Here is a 15,730-nt window from a genome sequence, read left to right on the forward strand (position 1 = left end):
GGTCTTAGTCGTGTAACGCTCTGAAATGGGCGGCCATAGCGGGTGAAAGCCCCGTACACTCATGAGGTTTACAACATGACTATTGGTGTAGTCGGTCGTAAATGCGGTATGACCCGTATTTTCACCGAAGAAGGTGTCTCCATTCCGGTCACGGTCATTGAGATCGAGCCGAATCGCGTCACCCAGTTCAAAACTGAAGAGACCGATGGCTATCGTGCAGTGCAAGTCACTGTAGGCGAGCGTCGTGCTTCGCGTGTTACAGCTGCTCAGGCTGGCCACTTCGCTAAAGCGAACGTTGCCGCTGGTCGTACCGTAATGGAATTCCGCCTTGAAGAAGGCGAGTACCAGGCCGGCGATCTGATCAACGCTGAAATCTTCGCTGCTGGTCAACTGGTTGATGTAACCGGTCAGTCCAAAGGTAAAGGCTTCCAGGGTACGATCAAGCGTTGGAACTTCCGCGGGCAAGATAATACCCACGGTAACTCCGTGTCCCACCGCGTTCCAGGCTCTATCGGCCAGTGCCAGACTCCTGGTCGTGTATTCAAGGGCAAAAAAATGTCCGGTCATATGGGCGCTGAGCGCGTGACCGTGCAGTCCCTCGAAGTAGTGCGCGTGGACGCTGAACGCAATCTGTTGTTGGTCAAGGGCGCTGTTCCTGGCGCTACTGGCGGCAACTTGGTTGTACGTCCAGCAGCCAAGGCTCGCGGTTAAGGGGAAGCTGACATGCAATTAAATGTAAATGACGCTCAAGCGATCGAAGTTTCCGAACTGACATTTGGCGGCGAATTCAACGAGACGCTGGTTCACCAAGCAGTCGTGGCCTACATGGCCGGCGGCCGTCAAGGTAGCAAGCAGCAAAAGACCCGTTCCGACGTTCGTGGTGGCGGTAAGCGCCCATGGCGTCAGAAAGGTACTGGCCGTGCTCGTGCCGGTACTATCCGTAGCCCAATCTGGCGTGGCGGCGGTACCACTTTCGCAGCTCGTCCTCAGGATCACACCCAGAAGCTGAACAAGAAGATGTATCGCGCAGCAATGCGTTCCATCCTTGCTGAGCTGGTGCGTACTGATCGTCTGGTTGTGGTTCAGGACTTCGCTGTTGATGCACCGAAGACCAAAGATCTGCTGAACAAACTGACCGGCATGGGCCTGACTGACGTCTTGATCGTGTCTGAAGTGGTTGATCAGAACCTGTACCTGGCTGCTCGCAACCTGCCACACGTTGATGTACGTGACGTGCAAGGTTCCGATCCAGTTAGTCTGATCGCATACGACAAGGTGTTGATCACCGTGTCGGCCGTGAAGAAATTCGAGGAGCTGCTGGGATGAACCAGGAACGCGTATTTAAAGTTCTGCTTGGCCCGCACGTTTCCGAGAAGGCTACGGTTCTGGCTGACAAGAAAGGCCAGTTCGTTTTCAAGGTTGCAACTGACGCAACCAAGCTGGAAATCAAGAAGGCCGTCGAAAGCCTGTTCAGCGTGAAAGTAGAGCGTGTTACTACCCTGAATGTTCTGGGTAAGAGCAAGCGCACTGCTCGCGGTCTGGGCAAGCGTAATGACTGGAAGAAGGCAGTTATCTCCCTTCAGCCAGGCCAAGATCTCGATTTCAGCAGCAGTGCTGAGTAAGGAAGGGGTGCATCATGGCAATCGTTAAATGCAAACCGACTTCCCCTGGCCGCCGTTTTGTGGTCAAGGTGGTCAACCAGGAGCTGCATAAAGGCGCTCCTCACGCACCGCTGCTCGAGAAAAAATCGAAGACTGGTGGTCGTAACAACAATGGTCGTATTACCACTCGTCACATCGGTGGTGGCCATAAGCAGCATTATCGTCTGGTCGATTTCCGTCGCAACGACAAAGATGGCATCTCTGCCACTGTCGAGCGTATTGAATACGATCCAAACCGTACTGCTCACATCGCTCTGCTGCTGTACGCAGATGGCGAGCGTCGCTACATCATCGCCCCTAAAGGCGTGAGTGCTGGTGACCAGCTGATCGCAGGTGCTTTGGCGCCGATCAAGCCGGGCAATGCTCTGCAACTGCGTAACATTCCAGTTGGTAGCACCGTACACGGCATCGAATTGAAGCCAGGTAAAGGCGCGCAAATCGCTCGTTCCGCTGGTGCTTCGGCTCAGCTGATCGCTCGTGAAGGTGTCTACGTGACCCTGCGTCTGCGTTCTGGTGAGATGCGTAAAGTGCTGGCTGAATGCCGCGCGACCCTGGGTGAAGTCTCGAACTCCGAGCACAGCCTGCGTTCGCTGGGTAAAGCTGGTGCCAAACGCTGGCGTGGCGTTCGCCCAACCGTTCGTGGTGTTGCCATGAACCCGGTTGACCACCCACATGGTGGTGGTGAAGGTCGTACCTCTGGTGGTCGTCATCCGGTATCGCCATGGGGCTTCCCGACTAAGGGCGCGAAGACTCGTGGTAATAAGCGTACCGACAAAATGATCGTCCGTCGTCGCAAGTAAATAGAGGGATACGACAGTGCCACGTTCTCTGAAAAAAGGTCCTTTTATTGATCTTCACCTACTGAAGAAGATCGAAGTGGCGGCGGAAAAGAACGATCGCAAACCAGTTAAGACCTGGTCGCGCCGTTCCATGATCCTGCCACAAATGGTCGGTCTGACCATTGCTGTGCATAACGGTCGTCAACATGTTCCAGTTCTCGTGAACGAAGACATGGTCGGCCACAAACTGGGCGAGTTTGCCGGTACCCGCACATATCGTGGGCACGTGGCAGACAAGAAAGCCAAGCGTTAAGGGGTAAGGAACGATGGAAGTAGCCGCTAAGTTGTCGGGCGCTCGAATCTCCGCCCAGAAAGCCCGCTTGGTCGCCGACCAGATCCGCGGGAAGAAGGTGGGCGAAGCGCTCAACCTGTTGGCTTTCAGCAGTAAGAAAGCCGCCGAGATCATGAAGAAAGTGCTGGAGTCGGCCGTAGCCAACGCCGAGCATAACGAAGGCGCAGACGTTGATGACCTGAAGGTCAGCACCGTTTTCGTCAACGAAGGGCGTTCGCTGAAGCGAATCATGCCACGTGCCAAAGGCCGTGCTGATCGCATCGTCAAGCGGTCTTGCCATATCACTGTCAAGGTTGCTGACAAGTAACGGAGTCGAAGAGATGGGTCAGAAAGTACATCCCATTGGCATTCGCCTGGGAATCGTCAAGGAGCACACCTCCGTCTGGTACGCAGACGGTCGGACTTATGCGGACTATTTGTTCGCTGATCTGAAGGTGCGTGAGTATCTCCAAGACAAACTAAAAAGCGCGTCCGTAAGCCGTATCGATATCCATCGTCCGGCTCAGACTGCACGTATCACCATCCACACCGCTCGTCCAGGTATCGTTATCGGGAAGAAAGGTGAAGATGTTGAGAAACTGCGTCAGGACCTGACCAAGCAAATGGGTGTGCCTGTGCACATCAATATCGAAGAGATCCGTAAGCCGGAGCTCGACGGTATGCTGGTTGCGCAGAGCGTAGCTCAGCAGCTGGAGCGTCGCGTAATGTTCCGTCGCGCTATGAAGCGCGCTGTTCAGAACGCCATGCGCATTGGTGCCAAAGGCATCAAAATCCAAGTGAGCGGTCGTCTCGGCGGTGCTGAAATCGCACGTACTGAATGGTATCGCGAAGGTCGTGTGCCACTGCACACCCTGCGTGCCGACATCGACTATGCCAACTACGAAGCTCACACCACTTACGGTGTGATCGGTGTAAAGGTTTGGATCTTCAAAGGCGAAGTAATTGGTGGTCGCCAAGAAGAACTGAAACCACAAGCACCAGCGCCTCGTAAAAAAGCTGCTAAGTAAGGGGTACGCCAAATGTTGCAACCAAAGCGTACGAAGTTCCGCAAGCAGATGACAGGCCACAACCGTGGTCTGGCTCAGCGCGGTAGCAAAGTCAGCTTCGGCGAGTTCGCGCTGAAGTCTGTAGCTCGTGGTCGTCTCACCGCTCGTCAGATTGAGTCAGCGCGTCGTGCACTGACCCGTCACGTTAAACGTGGCGGCAAGATCTGGATCCGTGTATTCCCGGACAAGCCTATTTCCAAAAAGCCACTCGAAGTTCGGATGGGTAAAGGTAAGGGTAGTGTGGAGTACTGGGTTGCCCAGATTCAGCCAGGCAAAGTCCTGTATGAAATCGAGGGCGTTTCTGAAGAGCTGGCGCGTGAGGCTTTTGCCCTGGCTGCTGCAAAGCTGCCGCTCGCCACCGCTTTTGTTAAACGGACGGTGATGTGATGAAAGCGAATGAACTTCGTGAAAAAGACGCGCCGCAGCTTAACGAGCAACTGCTCGGCCTGCTGCGCGACCAGTTCAATCTGCGGATGCAGAAAGCAACTGGCCAGTTGGGGCAGTCTCACCTGCTCCGGCAAGTTAAGCGTGACATCGCTCGCGTGAAGACTGTGCTCAAACAGCAGGCAGGTAAGTAATCATGGCTGAAGCCGAAAAAACCGTCCGTACGCTGACTGGCCGTGTTGTCAGCGACAAAATGGACAAGACCATCACCGTTCTGATCGAGCGTCGCGTTAAGCACCCGATCTACGGTAAATACGTTAAGCGTTCGACTAAGCTGCACGCGCACGACGAAACCAATCAGTGCCACATCGGCGACAAAGTCACTATTCGTGAAACTCGTCCTTTGGCCAAGACCAAGTCTTGGGCGCTGGTTGATGTTCTCGAACGCGCTGTGGAAGTCTAAGGACTAGGGGTCGGAGAAATTATATGATTCAGACTCAATCCATGCTCGATGTGGCCGATAACTCTGGCGCTCGCCGTGTTATGTGCATCAAGGTGCTGGGTGGCTCCCATCGTCGTTACGCTGGTATCGGTGACATCATCAAAGTTACCGTGAAGGAAGCAATTCCTCGCGGTAAAGTGAAAAAAGGCCAAGTGATGACTGCTGTTGTAGTCCGCACTCGTCACGGCGTACGTCGTGCTGATGGCTCCATTATCCGCTTTGATGGCAACGCTGCTGTTCTTCTGAACAACAAGCAAGAGCCGATCGGCACCCGTATCTTTGGGCCAGTGACCCGTGAACTTCGTACTGAGAAGTTCATGAAGATCGTCTCGCTCGCCCCAGAAGTGCTGTAAGGAGATCCGACATGCAAAAGATTCGTCGTGACGACGAGATCATCGTGATCGCCGGCAAAGACAAAGGTAAGCGCGGTAAGGTGCTTAAGGTTCTCGCTAATAACCGTCTGGTTATTGGTGGTCTGAACCTGGTTAAGCGTCATACCAAGCCTAACCCGATGTCGGGCGTACAAGGCGGTATCGTCGAAAAAGAAGCTCCACTGGACGCTTCTAACGTCGCCATTTTCAACGGCGAAACCAACAAGGCTGATCGCGTTGGTTTCAAAGTAGAAGACGGCAAGAAAATTCGTGTCTTCAAGTCGACCCAAAAAGCGGTTGATGCTTGAACACTGCTAGGTAGAAGACCATGGCACGACTAAAAGAGATTTACTGGAAGGAAATCGCACCGAAGCTTAAGGAAGAACTTAAGCTTTCGAACGTGATGGAAGTTCCACGCGTTACCAAAATCACCCTGAACATGGGTCTGGGCGAAGCAGTCGGTGACAAGAAAGTCATCGAGCACGCTGTTGCTGACCTGGAAAAGATCACCGGTCAGAAAGTCGTTGTGACTTACGCTCGGAAATCCATCGCTGGCTTTAAAGTCCGTGAAGGTTGGCCGATCGGCGTCAAAGTGACTCTGCGCCGTGAGCGTATGTATGAATTCCTGGATCGTCTGCTGTCGATCTCCCTGCCTCGGGTTCGCGACTTCCGCGGCCTGAATGCCAAGTCCTTCGATGGTCGTGGTAACTACAGCATGGGCGTTAAAGAGCAGATCATCTTCCCGGAAATCGACTACGACAAGATCGATGCTCTCCGCGGTCTGGACATTACCCTGACCACCACTGCCAAGAACGATGATGAAGGTCGCGCTCTGCTGCGCGCTTTCAAATTCCCGTTCCGCAACTGATTGGAGTAGGAAAATGGCCAAGATGAGCATGAAAAACCGCGAGCTGAAGCGTCAGCTCACGGTTGCCAAGTACGCCAAAAAGCGTGCAGCACTGAAAGCTATCATCGTTGATCTGAACGCAAGTCCAGAAGCACGCTGGGAAGCTACAGTAGCTCTGCAGAAGCAGCCACGTGACGCAAGCGCCTCGCGCATGCGTAACCGCTGCCGCCTGACCGGTCGTCCACACGGCGTTTACCGCAAGTTCGGCCTCGGCCGTAACAAACTGCGTGAAGCTGCTATGCGTGGTGACGTACCTGGTCTGGTTAAAGCCAGCTGGTAAGCACTGTCAAAGTCTCGGTGCTCGGGATCGCAAGATCCTGACCATCGGTGACCTTGAACTTGAATCAAGCCCCTATTGGGGCTTGATTCATTTGTGGGGTGTGTCTAGAATACCCGGCTCGCCTGAGCCCGTGCTTTTTTCGCGCGGATGTACTCGGCGACACGTAGTAGCCGCAAGGCTAATTTTTTGTGTATTAGGAGCGTCTAGCCCATGAGTATGCAGGACCCGTTAGCGGACATGCTAACTCGAATCCGTAATGCCCAGATGGCTGAAAAGTCCGTCGTAAGCATGCCATCTTCTACTTTGAAGGTAGCTGTTGCCAAAGTCCTGAAGGACGAAGGTTACATTGCGGGTTATCAGATCAGCAGCGAAATCAAACCACTGCTGTCCATCGAGCTGAAGTACTTCGAAGGCCGTCCGGTCATCGAAGAAGTGAAGCGCGTTAGCCGTCCAGGCCTGCGTCAGTACAAGTCCGTCGATGATCTGCCAAAAGTTCGTGGCGGTCTCGGTGTGTCTATCGTCTCCACCAACAAAGGTGTGATGACGGATCGTGCTGCGCGCGCTGCCGGTGTCGGCGGCGAAGTTCTTTGCACTGTGTTCTAAGGGGGGATAAGCATGTCACGCGTCGCTAAGAACCCCGTTAAGCTGCCAGCCGGTGTCGAAGTCAAATTCGCAGGCCAACAGCTTTCGGTGAAGGGTGCCAAGGGTACTCTCGAACTGAACATCCATTCGTCCGTTGAGATTGTTGAAGAAGCTGGTGAGCTGCGTTTTGCTGCTCGCAATGGCGATCAACAGACTCGCGCAATGGCTGGTACCACTCGTGCGTTGGTTAACAACATGGTCCAAGGCGTAAGCCAAGGCTTCGAGCGCAAGCTCCAGCTGGTCGGTGTTGGTTACAAAGCGCAAGCAAAAGGCACAGTGCTGAACCTGGCTCTTGGCTTCTCGCACCCAGTGGATTATGAACTGCCGGAAGGCATCACCGCTGAGACTCCTAGCCAGACCGATATCCTGATCAAGGGCATCGATAAGCAGCTGGTAGGTCAAGTGGCCGCCGAGATCCGCGACTTCCGTCCACCAGAGCCGTACAAAGGCAAAGGTGTGCGCTACGCGGACGAAGTCGTCCGTCGTAAAGAAGCCAAGAAGAAGTAGGGCATAGCAAATGACCGACAAAAAAGTTACTCGACTGCGTCGCGCTCGCAAAGCACGCCTGAAAATGCACGAACTCGAAGTCGTGCGTCTCTGCGTGTTCCGCTCGTCGCAGCACATCTACGCCCAGGTCATTTCGGCCGACGGCAACAAAGTCCTGGCAAGTGCCTCGACTTTGGATAAAGAACTGCGTGATGGCGCCACTGGCAACATCGACGCGGCCACTAAGGTTGGCCAGCTGGTCGCTACGCGTGCTAAAGCCGCTGGCGTCTCGCAGGTGGCTTTCGACCGCTCTGGCTTCAAGTACCACGGTCGCGTCAAGGCGCTGGCTGATGCTGCTCGTGAAGCTGGGCTGGAGTTCTAAGTTATGTCAAATAACGACCAAAAGCGCGACGAAGGCTACATCGAGAAGCTGGTTCAAGTTAACCGCGTAGCCAAAACCGTTAAAGGCGGCCGTATCTTCACTTTCACCGCGTTGACCGTGGTTGGTGATGGTAAAGGGCGTGTTGGCTTCGGCCGTGGCAAGTCGCGTGAAGTGCCTGCTGCGATCCAGAAGGCAATGGAAGCTGCTCGCCGCAACATGATCCAAGTTGATCTGAACGGCACCACTCTGCAGTACGCAATGAAGTCCGCCCATGGCGCTTCGAAGGTGTACATGCAGCCTGCTTCTGAAGGTACCGGTATCATCGCTGGCGGCGCTATGCGTGCTGTTCTCGAAGTTGCTGGCGTTCAGAACGTTCTGGCCAAGTGCTACGGCTCGACTAACCCGGTAAACGTGGTTCACGCCACTTTCAAAGGTTTGAAAGCTATGCAGTCTCCTGAATCCATTGCCGCCAAGCGTGGCAAAAGCGTCAAGGAGATCTTCTGATCATGGCTACCGTTAAAGTTACGCTGATCAAAAGCATGACCGGCCGCATCCCTAACCACAAACTGTGCGTTAAGGGTCTGGGTCTGCGTCGCATCGGTCACACTGTAGAAGTGCTTGATACTCCCGAGAATCGCGGGATGATCAACAAGGCTTACTACATGCTGCGTGTCGAGGGTTAATCGATGAAACTCAATGATCTGAGTCCAGCGCCGGGTTCCCGTCGCGAAAAGCATCGTCCGGGCCGTGGTATCGGTAGTGGTTTGGGTAAGACCGGTGGCCGTGGCCACAAAGGTCAGTCCTCCCGCTCCGGTGGCACCATTGCTCCAGGCTTTGAAGGCGGTCAACAGCCGCTGCATCGTCGCCTGCCGAAGTTCGGTTTCGTTTCCCTGAAAGCCATGGATCGCGCAGAAGTGCGTTTGTCCGAGCTGGCTAAAGTGGAAGGCGACATCGTCACCGTGCAGTCCCTGAAAGATGCCAACGTGATCAACGTCAACGTTCAGCGTGTGAAAATCATGCTGTCCGGCGAAGTTACTCGCGCTGTCACCATCGGAAAGGGAATCGGCGCCACCAAAGGTGCGCGTGCGGCTATCGAAGCAGCTGGCGGCAAGTTCGAGGAATAAATGGCTAAGCAAGGTGCTCTCTCTGCGCTCGGCAAAGGCGGTATGTCTGAACTCTGGGCTCGTCTGCGTTTTCTATTCTTGGCGATTATCGTCTACCGAATAGGCGCACACATCCCGGTTCCAGGTATCAACCCGGACCGACTCGCGGACCTGTTTCGACAGAATGAGGGGACCATTCTTAGCTTGTTCAACATGTTTTCCGGCGGCGCGCTGGAGCGGATGAGCATCTTTGCACTGGGGATCATGCCGTACATTTCGGCATCGATCATCATGCAGCTGATGACCGCCGTCAGCCCGCAGCTGGAGCAGTTGAAGAAGGAAGGTGAAGCTGGGCGTCGCAAGATCGCTCAGTACACCCGCTACGGCACTGTCGTTCTCGCTCTCGTTCAGGCAATTGGCATGTCCATTGGTCTGGCGGGGCAGGGCGTTTCGTTCACTGGTGACTTTGGCTTCCATTTCGTCGCGGTATCCACTTTTGTGGCTGGTGCGATGTTCATGATGTGGCTGGGTGAGCAGATTACTGAGCGTGGTGTTGGCAACGGTATCTCGATGTTGATTTTCGCAGGTATCGTCGCCGGTCTTCCGAGAGCGATCGGGCAGTCTTTCGAGTCTGCGCGTCAGGGTGATATCAACATTTTTGCCCTGGTTGCCATCGGTTTGCTGGCAGTAGCGATTATCGGTTTCGTGGTGTTCATTGAGCGTGGTCAGCGTCGTATTGCTGTTCATTACGCCAAGCGCCAGCAGGGCCGCAAGGTCTTTGCTGCGCAGACTAGCCACTTGCCGTTGAAGGTGAACATGGCCGGTGTTATTCCGGCCATTTTCGCGAGCAGCATTTTGCTGTTCCCGGCTTCGTTGGGTACCTGGTTTGGTCAGTCTGAAGGTATGGGCTGGCTGCAGGACATCTCGCAGTCGATCGCTCCTGGTCAGCCGTTGAATATTCTGCTGTTTAGTGCAGGGATTATTTTCTTCTGCTTCTTCTATACGGCGTTGATGTTCAATCCGAAAGACGTAGCGGAAAACCTGAAGAAGTCCGGTGCCTTTATTCCGGGCATCCGTCCAGGAGAGCAGTCTGCGCGCTACATTGATGGCGTTCTGACTCGTTTGACCCTGTTCGGTGCTCTATATATGACGGCCGTGTGTCTGTTGCCCCAGTTCCTGGTGGTTGCGGCAAACGTTCCGTTCTACCTTGGCGGGACCTCGTTGCTGATCGTCGTCGTGGTTGTGATGGACTTCATGTCCCAAGTACAATCGCACCTCGTTTCGCACCAGTACGAATCCCTGATGAAGAAAGCCAACCTGAAGGGTTACGGCAGCGGCATGTTGCGCTGAGTACCCATAAGGTTCGAGGAGTTGGTGATGAAAGTTCGTGCATCGGTGAAAAAGCTGTGCCGTAACTGCAAGATTATTCGCCGCGAAGGTGTTGTTCGAGTAATTTGCAGCGCGGAACCGCGTCACAAACAGCGCCAAGGCTGAGTGTGATTGTGCTTCAAGCCCGGCAGCTAGTGCGCTGCCGGGTTGATTATTTGTTATTACAGCGATATTATCTCGCGCCCTATTTCTTGGCTTCCGGGGCGTAGGTAGCTGTCAATTGGAGTCCCACTGAATGGCCCGTATTGCAGGCGTTAACATTCCAGATAACAAGCATACTGTTATCTCGCTGACCTACATCTATGGTGTTGGTCGCACTACTGCACAGAAAATTTGTGCAGTGACTGGGGTAAACCCAGCCGCAAAGATCAAAGATCTGAGCGACGAGCAGATTGAACAGCTGCGTGGCGAAGTGGCGAAGTTCACCACTGAAGGTGACCTGCGTCGCGAAATCAACATGAAAATCAAGCGTTTGATGGACCTCGGTTGCTATCGCGGTCTGCGTCATCGTCGTGGTCTTCCAGTGCGCGGTCAGCGTACGAAGACTAACGCGCGTACCCGTAAAGGTCCGCGTAAGCCGATCCGCAAGTAATCGCCCCAGCGAATCGACAGGAAATTAATCATGGCTAAACCTGCTGCTCGTCCTCGTAAAAAAGTTAAAAAGACAGTGGTTGATGGCATCGCCCACATCCATGCTTCTTTTAACAACACAATCGTGACCATCACCGACCGTCAAGGCAACGCTCTTTCCTGGGCTACCTCCGGTGGTTCGGGTTTCCGCGGTTCCCGCAAGTCCACCCCGTTCGCTGCTCAAGTAGCTGCTGAACGTGCTGGTCAAGCTGCGCTGGAATACGGCCTGAAAAACCTCGACGTTAACGTCAAAGGTCCAGGCCCAGGTCGTGAATCCGCAGTCCGCGCTTTGAACGGCTGTGGCTACAAGATCGCCAGCATCACCGACGTGACGCCAATCCCGCACAACGGGTGCCGTCCGCCGAAGAAGCGCCGCGTGTAATCCAGGAGATTGTAAAGAATGGCTCGTTACATTGGTCCAAAATGCAAACTCGCTCGTCGCGAAGGCACCGATCTCTTTCTGAAGAGCGGCGTGCGCGCGATCGAATCGAAGTGCAACATCGAAGCAGCACCTGGTATCCACGGCCAACGCCGCGGTCGCCAGTCCGATTACGGCACCCAACTGCGTGAAAAGCAGAAGGTCCGTCGTATCTACGGCGTTCTCGAGCGTCAATTCAGCGGCTACTACAAAGAAGCTGCTGGCAAGAAAGGCGCAACTGGCGAAAACCTGTTGCAGCTGCTCGAATGCCGTCTGGACAACGTTGTATACCGTATGGGTTTTGGCTCTACTCGTGCCGAATCCCGTCAGCTGGTATCGCACAAGTCGATCAGCGTTAACGGTCAGACCGTAAACGTTCCGTCTTACCAGGTTCGTGCTGGTGACGTGGTCGCAGTTCGCGAGAAAGCAAAGAACCAACTTCGCATTGTCCAAGCTCTCGATCTGTGTGCCCAACGTGGCCGCGTAGAATGGGTAGAAGTAGACACTGAGAAGAAGTCGGGCGTTTTCAAGAACGTTCCAGCTCGCAGTGATCTGTCCGCCGACATCAACGAAAGCCTGATTGTCGAGCTCTACTCCAAGTAAGGGCTAGAAAATAGGTGCATCCATGCAGATTTCGGTAAATGAGTTCCTGACACCCCGCCATATTGATGTGCAGGTTGTCAGTCCAACCCGCGCCAAGATCACTCTCGAGCCTCTCGAGCGTGGTTTTGGCCACACCCTGGGCAACGCGCTGCGCCGCATCCTGTTGTCCTCAATGCCCGGCTGTGCAGTAGTCGAGGCCGAGATTGACGGTGTGCTCCATGAGTACAGCGCCATCGAAGGTGTACAGGAAGACGTAATTGAAATCCTGTTGAACCTTAAAGGTCTGGCTATCAAGCTGCACGGTCGAGACGAAGTTACGCTGACCTTGTCGAAGAAGGGTTCGGGGGTGGTTACCGCTGCCGATATTCAGCTGGATCATGATGTCGAGATCGTTAACCCCGATCACGTAATCGCTAACCTGGCGTCTAACGGCGCCCTGAACATGAAGCTCACCGTAGCTCGTGGTCGTGGTTATGAACCGGCAGACTCGCGTCAGAGCGATGAAGACGAAAGCCGCAGCATTGGTCGCTTGCAGCTTGACTCTTCGTTCAGCCCGGTTCGCCGTATCGCTTACGTGGTGGAAAACGCCCGTGTCGAACAGCGTACTAACCTGGACAAGCTGGTTATTGATCTGGAAACCAACGGTACCCTGGATCCTGAAGAGGCTATCCGCCGTGCTGCAACCATCCTGCAACAGCAGTTGGCTGCGTTCGTCGATCTCAAAGGTGACAGTGAGCCAGTGGTTGTCGAGCAGGAAGACGAGATCGATCCGATCCTGCTTCGCCCGGTTGACGATCTGGAACTGACTGTACGTTCGGCTAACTGCCTTAAGGCGGAAAACATCTACTACATCGGTGACCTGATTCAGCGCACCGAAGTAGAGCTGTTGAAGACTCCGAACCTTGGCAAGAAATCCTTGACCGAAATCAAGGACGTTCTGGCCTCCCGCGGTCTGTCCCTCGGCATGCGCCTCGACAACTGGCCGCCTGCAAGTCTTAAGAAGGACGACAAGGCGACTGCCTGATCGTCGTAATCACCGAACGTTGTGTTTGGTAAGGAATGAACCATGCGTCATCGTAAAAGTGGTCGTCACCTGAGCCGCACCAGCTCGCACCGCAAGGCCATGTTTCAAAACATGGCGGTGTCGCTGTTCGAGCACGAGCTGATCAAAACTACACTGCCAAAAGCCAAAGAACTGCGTCGCGTTGCTGAGCCGCTGATCACTTTGGCCAAGACAGACAGTCTGGCTAACCGCCGTCTGGCTTTCGACCGTACTCGTTCGAAAGCTATCGTTGGTAAGCTCTTCAACGACCTGGGCAAGCGTTACGCTACCCGTGAGGGTGGCTACCTGCGCATCCTCAAGTGCGGCTTCCGCACTGGCGACAACGCGCCTATGGCGTACGTCGAGTTGGTTGATCGTCCTGTCGGCGGTGAAGCTGTATCCGCTGAGTAAGACGTCAGTCTGAAACAAAGAACCGGGCCTAGTGCCCGGTTTTTTGTGCGTGTAAGAAACGCGCTGTTTGTACAAGCTTCTTTGCGGTTCATGCCTTCAGTATATGAGTGGGATTGTTGGTAGTATTTTTCTATTGATGTCTGCAAATTAATGAATTTGTAGGTGTCATGATTGATGGTCAATACTCCCTCCCACGCCGATTAGCCGGCAGTTCCAAAACTGACAGAGGATGAGATCGCATGAGCCAAAACAAAACGCTTACGACCGCCAGTGGCGCTCCTGTCGCCGACAACCAGAATTCCCGCTCCGCCGGCCCTCGTGGCCCTTTGCTGCTCGACGATTTCCACCTGATCGAGAAGCTTGCTCATTTCAACCGTGAAAACATCCCTGAGCGTCGTGTACACGCCAAAGGTTCGGGGGCTTACGGTACGTTCACCGTGACTCGCGACATCACCGAATACACCAGCGCCAAGCTGTTTGAGTCCGTCGGCAAACAAACCCCGACATTCTTGCGATTCTCCACCGTAGGTGGCGAGCGTGGTTCGGCTGACACCGAGCGTGATCCGCGCGGTTTCGCCCTGAAGTTCTACACAGAAGAAGGCAACTGGGACATCGTTGGTAACAACACGCCAGTGTTCTTCATTCGCGACCCGCTGAAATTCCCTGACTTTATCCACACCCAAAAGCGCTTGCCGCAAAGCAACCTGAAAAGTGCGCAGGCGATGTGGGATTTCTGGTCGCATTCGCCTGAGGCGTTGCACCAGGTCACTATCCTGTTCTCGGACCGTGGCATCCCAGACGGCTATCGCCACATGCATGGCTTCGGCAGCCACACCTACAGCCTGATCAACGCCAATGGCGAGCGTCACTGGGTGAAGTGGCACTACAAAACCAGGCAAGGGATCAAGAACCTCACTCCTGCAGAAGCGGCACGTCTGGCCGGTACTGACCCAGATTACGCACAGCGCGACCTGTTCGGCGCCATTGAGCGCGGTGACTTCCCGAAATGGAGCGTCAACATACAAGTCATGACTGAGGCTCAAGCCGCGGCTCATTACGAAAACCCGTTTGACGTGACCAAAACCTGGTCGCAGAAAGAGTTTCCGCTGATCGAAGTGGGTGAGTTGGAGCTCAACCGTAATCCGTTGAATTACTTCGCTGAAGTCGAGCAGGCGGCGTTCGGTCCGAGCAACATGGTGCCGGGTGTTGGTTTATCGCCTGACCGCATGCTGCAAGGTCGTGTGTTCGCGTACGCTGATGCCCACCGCTACCGCGTGGGAACCAACCACCAGCAACTGCCGGTGAATGCACCTCGCAGCCCGGTTAATACTTATCAGCGCGACGGTTCGATGGCCTTTGGCAGCAATGGTGGTGCAGCCCCGAACTACGAGCCGAACAGCTATGTGGAATCACCAAAACAGGCACCGCGCTATGCGGAACCTGCCTTGGCCTTGAGTGGCGCGGCTGATCGTTACGATCATCGCGAAGATACCGACTACTACAGCCACGCTGGTGCGTTGTTCCGCCTGATGAGCGATGAGCAGAAAACGCTGCTGATCAACAACATTGCCGGCGCAATGGCTGGTGTTTCCAGCGATGTGGTTGATCGCCAATTGCAGCATTTCTTCAAGGCCGACCCGGCGTATGGAGAAGCAATCGCAAAGGCACTCAACGTACAGCTTAACTAAGTCTAAACGATAAGCAGAACCGCCCTCATTTGGGCGGTTTTTGCGTTATTTAAACTGCTTTTCTCAGAATATCTTCGCTTTTATAGCGTCGGGCGAGTGACCTTCCGGTCAGGTTGGTTCAAACTACAGACTTTCAAGCAGGGAGATGTAGGGCGATGCAAGGTCACCCAGACGTAATCGATTACCTCAACACGTTGCTGACAGGCGAACTGGCAGCCCGTGATCAATATTTCGTCCATTCGCGGATGTATGAGGACTGGGGTTTCACCAAGCTCTACGAACGTATCAACCACGAGATGGAAGAAGAAGCCGGGCACGCTGATGCCCTGATGCGTCGTATTCTGATGCTCGAAGGCACGCCTCGCATGCGTCCGGACGACCTTGATGTTGGCACCACTGTGCCGGACATGCTCGCCGCTGACCTGCGCCTGGAATACAAAGTCCGCGCCGCGCTCTGCAAGGGCATTGAACTCTGCGAGCAGCACAAGGACTATGTCAGCCGCGAGATGCTGCGGGTTCAATTGCATGACACCGAAGAAGACCACACCTACTGGCTTGAAAAGCAGATGGGTCTGATCAAGTTGATCGGTCTCGAGAACTACCTGCAATCCCACGCCTGATTGCACCGATACAAAAAGCCCCTGTCACTGAGAA

General features: G+C 54.4%; 29 protein-coding genes. All 29 read left to right on the top strand.

The annotated features are described in order from the left end of the window. Positions 1-75 precede the first annotated feature (75 nt). The 29 genes from rplC (at position 76) to bfr (ending at position 15,696) form a co-directional block, all read left to right on the top strand. Positions 76-711 (top strand): 50S ribosomal protein L3, encoded by a 636-nt coding sequence (gene rplC, locus AC1RQB_RS07495; RefSeq protein ID WP_003186059.1) that lies wholly within the window; start codon positions 76-78, stop codon positions 709-711. A 12-nt stretch (positions 712-723) separates the two neighbouring features. Next, positions 724-1,326 carry a 50S ribosomal protein L4 gene (rplD, locus tag AC1RQB_RS07500; protein WP_007896707.1) on the top strand — a complete coding sequence of 201 codons (603 nt, stop codon included), beginning with the start codon at positions 724-726 and terminating at the stop codon, positions 1,324-1,326. Then, the gene (gene rplW, locus AC1RQB_RS07505; protein WP_002555488.1) at positions 1,323-1,622 is read left to right on the top strand and encodes a 50S ribosomal protein L23; all 300 of its coding nucleotides are present in this window, start codon (positions 1,323-1,325) and stop codon (positions 1,620-1,622) included. The genes rplD and rplW overlap by 4 nt, the downstream gene beginning before the upstream one ends. Positions 1,623-1,636: 14 nt before the next feature. Next, on the top strand, positions 1,637-2,461 hold the full coding sequence (rplB, locus tag AC1RQB_RS07510; protein WP_003176423.1) for a 50S ribosomal protein L2: 825 nt from the start codon (positions 1,637-1,639) through the stop codon (positions 2,459-2,461). Between the two features lie 16 nt (positions 2,462-2,477). Next, positions 2,478-2,753, top strand: a complete 276-nt coding sequence (rpsS, locus tag AC1RQB_RS07515) for a 30S ribosomal protein S19 (RefSeq protein WP_002555486.1) — start codon at positions 2,478-2,480, stop codon at positions 2,751-2,753. Positions 2,754-2,766: 13 nt separating this feature from the next. After that, a complete protein-coding gene (rplV, locus tag AC1RQB_RS07520) occupies positions 2,767-3,099 on the top strand; it encodes a 50S ribosomal protein L22 (protein WP_003103908.1) in 333 nt (110 codons plus the stop codon). 13 nt (positions 3,100-3,112) lie between these two features. Then, positions 3,113-3,799 (top strand): 30S ribosomal protein S3, encoded by a 687-nt coding sequence (rpsC, locus tag AC1RQB_RS07525; protein WP_003176422.1) that lies wholly within the window; start codon positions 3,113-3,115, stop codon positions 3,797-3,799. 12 nt (positions 3,800-3,811) lie between these two features. Beyond that, a complete protein-coding gene (rplP, locus tag AC1RQB_RS07530) occupies positions 3,812-4,225 on the top strand; it encodes a 50S ribosomal protein L16 (RefSeq protein WP_007896757.1) in 414 nt (137 codons plus the stop codon). Beyond that, positions 4,225-4,416 carry a 50S ribosomal protein L29 gene (gene rpmC, locus AC1RQB_RS07535; protein ID WP_008030901.1) on the top strand — a complete coding sequence of 64 codons (192 nt, stop codon included), beginning with the start codon at positions 4,225-4,227 and terminating at the stop codon, positions 4,414-4,416. Before rplP ends, rpmC begins: the two co-directional genes overlap by 1 nt. Positions 4,417-4,418: 2 nt before the next feature. Next, on the top strand, positions 4,419-4,685 hold the full coding sequence (gene rpsQ, locus AC1RQB_RS07540) for a 30S ribosomal protein S17 (RefSeq protein WP_003176419.1): 267 nt from the start codon (positions 4,419-4,421) through the stop codon (positions 4,683-4,685). Between the two features lie 23 nt (positions 4,686-4,708). Further along, positions 4,709-5,077 carry a 50S ribosomal protein L14 gene (rplN, locus tag AC1RQB_RS07545; RefSeq protein WP_002555479.1) on the top strand — a complete coding sequence of 123 codons (369 nt, stop codon included), beginning with the start codon at positions 4,709-4,711 and terminating at the stop codon, positions 5,075-5,077. A gap of 11 nt (positions 5,078-5,088) precedes the next feature. After that, complete coding sequence (rplX, locus tag AC1RQB_RS07550; protein ID WP_003176416.1) at positions 5,089-5,403, top strand: 50S ribosomal protein L24; 315 nt, start codon at positions 5,089-5,091, stop codon at positions 5,401-5,403. Positions 5,404-5,423: 20 nt separating this feature from the next. After that, positions 5,424-5,963, top strand: a complete 540-nt coding sequence (gene rplE / locus AC1RQB_RS07555; RefSeq protein ID WP_003176415.1) for a 50S ribosomal protein L5 — start codon at positions 5,424-5,426, stop codon at positions 5,961-5,963. Positions 5,964-5,976: 13 nt separating this feature from the next. Beyond that, the gene (gene rpsN / locus AC1RQB_RS07560) at positions 5,977-6,282 is read left to right on the top strand and encodes a 30S ribosomal protein S14 (protein ID WP_003176414.1); all 306 of its coding nucleotides are present in this window, start codon (positions 5,977-5,979) and stop codon (positions 6,280-6,282) included. 210 nt (positions 6,283-6,492) lie between these two features. Continuing rightward, positions 6,493-6,885, top strand: coding sequence for a 30S ribosomal protein S8 (gene rpsH, locus AC1RQB_RS07565; RefSeq protein ID WP_003186040.1), 393 nt, complete (start codon positions 6,493-6,495; stop codon positions 6,883-6,885). Positions 6,886-6,897: 12 nt separating this feature from the next. Continuing rightward, positions 6,898-7,431, top strand: a complete 534-nt coding sequence (gene rplF / locus AC1RQB_RS07570; protein ID WP_003176412.1) for a 50S ribosomal protein L6 — start codon at positions 6,898-6,900, stop codon at positions 7,429-7,431. A gap of 10 nt (positions 7,432-7,441) precedes the next feature. Further along, positions 7,442-7,792 carry a 50S ribosomal protein L18 gene (gene rplR, locus AC1RQB_RS07575; RefSeq protein ID WP_003186037.1) on the top strand — a complete coding sequence of 117 codons (351 nt, stop codon included), beginning with the start codon at positions 7,442-7,444 and terminating at the stop codon, positions 7,790-7,792. Positions 7,793-7,795: 3 nt separating this feature from the next. After that, positions 7,796-8,296, top strand: a complete 501-nt coding sequence (rpsE, locus tag AC1RQB_RS07580) for a 30S ribosomal protein S5 (RefSeq protein ID WP_003186035.1) — start codon at positions 7,796-7,798, stop codon at positions 8,294-8,296. 2 nt (positions 8,297-8,298) lie between these two features. Continuing rightward, complete coding sequence (rpmD, locus tag AC1RQB_RS07585; RefSeq protein WP_003186033.1) at positions 8,299-8,475, top strand: 50S ribosomal protein L30; 177 nt, start codon at positions 8,299-8,301, stop codon at positions 8,473-8,475. A gap of 3 nt (positions 8,476-8,478) precedes the next feature. Next, positions 8,479-8,916 carry a 50S ribosomal protein L15 gene (gene rplO / locus AC1RQB_RS07590; protein ID WP_007896782.1) on the top strand — a complete coding sequence of 146 codons (438 nt, stop codon included), beginning with the start codon at positions 8,479-8,481 and terminating at the stop codon, positions 8,914-8,916. Beyond that, positions 8,917-10,245 (top strand): preprotein translocase subunit SecY, encoded by a 1,329-nt coding sequence (gene secY, locus AC1RQB_RS07595; RefSeq protein ID WP_008073883.1) that lies wholly within the window; start codon positions 8,917-8,919, stop codon positions 10,243-10,245. A 27-nt stretch (positions 10,246-10,272) separates the two neighbouring features. Beyond that, positions 10,273-10,389: a 50S ribosomal protein L36 gene (gene rpmJ / locus AC1RQB_RS07600; protein WP_002555468.1), complete on the top strand. Its 117-nt coding sequence runs from the start codon at positions 10,273-10,275 to the stop codon at positions 10,387-10,389. Positions 10,390-10,519: 130 nt separating this feature from the next. Then, positions 10,520-10,876 (top strand): 30S ribosomal protein S13, encoded by a 357-nt coding sequence (gene rpsM, locus AC1RQB_RS07605; RefSeq protein WP_003186020.1) that lies wholly within the window; start codon positions 10,520-10,522, stop codon positions 10,874-10,876. Between the two features lie 30 nt (positions 10,877-10,906). Beyond that, complete coding sequence (gene rpsK, locus AC1RQB_RS07610; protein ID WP_002555466.1) at positions 10,907-11,296, top strand: 30S ribosomal protein S11; 390 nt, start codon at positions 10,907-10,909, stop codon at positions 11,294-11,296. 18 nt (positions 11,297-11,314) lie between these two features. Further along, the gene (rpsD, locus tag AC1RQB_RS07615) at positions 11,315-11,935 is read left to right on the top strand and encodes a 30S ribosomal protein S4 (protein WP_003176404.1); all 621 of its coding nucleotides are present in this window, start codon (positions 11,315-11,317) and stop codon (positions 11,933-11,935) included. 22 nt (positions 11,936-11,957) lie between these two features. Beyond that, entirely contained in the window at positions 11,958-12,959 is a 1,002-nt protein-coding gene (locus AC1RQB_RS07620) for a DNA-directed RNA polymerase subunit alpha (protein WP_003186012.1), read from the top strand. A 42-nt stretch (positions 12,960-13,001) separates the two neighbouring features. Beyond that, positions 13,002-13,388, top strand: coding sequence for a 50S ribosomal protein L17 (gene rplQ / locus AC1RQB_RS07625; RefSeq protein ID WP_007896790.1), 387 nt, complete (start codon positions 13,002-13,004; stop codon positions 13,386-13,388). Positions 13,389-13,627: 239 nt separating this feature from the next. Further along, complete coding sequence (locus AC1RQB_RS07630) at positions 13,628-15,076, top strand: catalase (protein ID WP_008073886.1); 1,449 nt, start codon at positions 13,628-13,630, stop codon at positions 15,074-15,076. A gap of 155 nt (positions 15,077-15,231) precedes the next feature. Continuing rightward, positions 15,232-15,696, top strand: coding sequence for a bacterioferritin (gene bfr, locus AC1RQB_RS07635; protein ID WP_007896795.1), 465 nt, complete (start codon positions 15,232-15,234; stop codon positions 15,694-15,696). Positions 15,697-15,730 lie beyond the last annotated feature (34 nt).

It is taken from the genome of Pseudomonas sp. GW822-FHT02E03, from assembly GCF_058802325.1.

Excerpts from the sequence above, each read along its gene's own strand:
- rplC (WP_003186059.1), top strand. The coding sequence starts at position 76 with ATGACTATTGGTGTAGTCGGTCGTAAATGCGGTATGACCCGTATTTTC.
- rplD (WP_007896707.1), top strand. The coding sequence starts at position 724 with ATGCAATTAAATGTAAATGACGCTCAAGCGATCGAAGTTTCCGAACTG.
- rplW (WP_002555488.1), top strand. The coding sequence starts at position 1,323 with ATGAACCAGGAACGCGTATTTAAAGTTCTGCTTGGCCCGCACGTTTCC.
- rplB (WP_003176423.1), top strand. The coding sequence starts at position 1,637 with ATGGCAATCGTTAAATGCAAACCGACTTCCCCTGGCCGCCGTTTTGTG.
- rplV (WP_003103908.1), top strand. The coding sequence starts at position 2,767 with ATGGAAGTAGCCGCTAAGTTGTCGGGCGCTCGAATCTCCGCCCAGAAA.
- rpsC (WP_003176422.1), top strand. The coding sequence starts at position 3,113 with ATGGGTCAGAAAGTACATCCCATTGGCATTCGCCTGGGAATCGTCAAG.
- rplP (WP_007896757.1), top strand. The coding sequence starts at position 3,812 with ATGTTGCAACCAAAGCGTACGAAGTTCCGCAAGCAGATGACAGGCCAC.
- rpmC (WP_008030901.1), top strand. The coding sequence starts at position 4,225 with ATGAAAGCGAATGAACTTCGTGAAAAAGACGCGCCGCAGCTTAACGAG.
- rpsQ (WP_003176419.1), top strand. The coding sequence starts at position 4,419 with ATGGCTGAAGCCGAAAAAACCGTCCGTACGCTGACTGGCCGTGTTGTC.
- rplN (WP_002555479.1), top strand. The coding sequence starts at position 4,709 with ATGATTCAGACTCAATCCATGCTCGATGTGGCCGATAACTCTGGCGCT.
- rplX (WP_003176416.1), top strand. The coding sequence starts at position 5,089 with ATGCAAAAGATTCGTCGTGACGACGAGATCATCGTGATCGCCGGCAAA.
- rplE (WP_003176415.1), top strand. The coding sequence starts at position 5,424 with ATGGCACGACTAAAAGAGATTTACTGGAAGGAAATCGCACCGAAGCTT.
- rpsN (WP_003176414.1), top strand. The coding sequence starts at position 5,977 with ATGGCCAAGATGAGCATGAAAAACCGCGAGCTGAAGCGTCAGCTCACG.
- rpsH (WP_003186040.1), top strand. The coding sequence starts at position 6,493 with ATGAGTATGCAGGACCCGTTAGCGGACATGCTAACTCGAATCCGTAAT.
- rplF (WP_003176412.1), top strand. The coding sequence starts at position 6,898 with ATGTCACGCGTCGCTAAGAACCCCGTTAAGCTGCCAGCCGGTGTCGAA.
- rplR (WP_003186037.1), top strand. The coding sequence starts at position 7,442 with ATGACCGACAAAAAAGTTACTCGACTGCGTCGCGCTCGCAAAGCACGC.
- rpsE (WP_003186035.1), top strand. The coding sequence starts at position 7,796 with ATGTCAAATAACGACCAAAAGCGCGACGAAGGCTACATCGAGAAGCTG.
- rpmD (WP_003186033.1), top strand. The coding sequence starts at position 8,299 with ATGGCTACCGTTAAAGTTACGCTGATCAAAAGCATGACCGGCCGCATC.
- rplO (WP_007896782.1), top strand. The coding sequence starts at position 8,479 with ATGAAACTCAATGATCTGAGTCCAGCGCCGGGTTCCCGTCGCGAAAAG.
- secY (WP_008073883.1), top strand. The coding sequence starts at position 8,917 with ATGGCTAAGCAAGGTGCTCTCTCTGCGCTCGGCAAAGGCGGTATGTCT.
- rpmJ (WP_002555468.1), top strand. The coding sequence starts at position 10,273 with ATGAAAGTTCGTGCATCGGTGAAAAAGCTGTGCCGTAACTGCAAGATT.
- rpsM (WP_003186020.1), top strand. The coding sequence starts at position 10,520 with ATGGCCCGTATTGCAGGCGTTAACATTCCAGATAACAAGCATACTGTT.
- rpsK (WP_002555466.1), top strand. The coding sequence starts at position 10,907 with ATGGCTAAACCTGCTGCTCGTCCTCGTAAAAAAGTTAAAAAGACAGTG.
- rpsD (WP_003176404.1), top strand. The coding sequence starts at position 11,315 with ATGGCTCGTTACATTGGTCCAAAATGCAAACTCGCTCGTCGCGAAGGC.
- AC1RQB_RS07620 (WP_003186012.1), top strand. The coding sequence starts at position 11,958 with ATGCAGATTTCGGTAAATGAGTTCCTGACACCCCGCCATATTGATGTG.
- rplQ (WP_007896790.1), top strand. The coding sequence starts at position 13,002 with ATGCGTCATCGTAAAAGTGGTCGTCACCTGAGCCGCACCAGCTCGCAC.
- AC1RQB_RS07630 (WP_008073886.1), top strand. The coding sequence starts at position 13,628 with ATGAGCCAAAACAAAACGCTTACGACCGCCAGTGGCGCTCCTGTCGCC.
- bfr (WP_007896795.1), top strand. The coding sequence starts at position 15,232 with ATGCAAGGTCACCCAGACGTAATCGATTACCTCAACACGTTGCTGACA.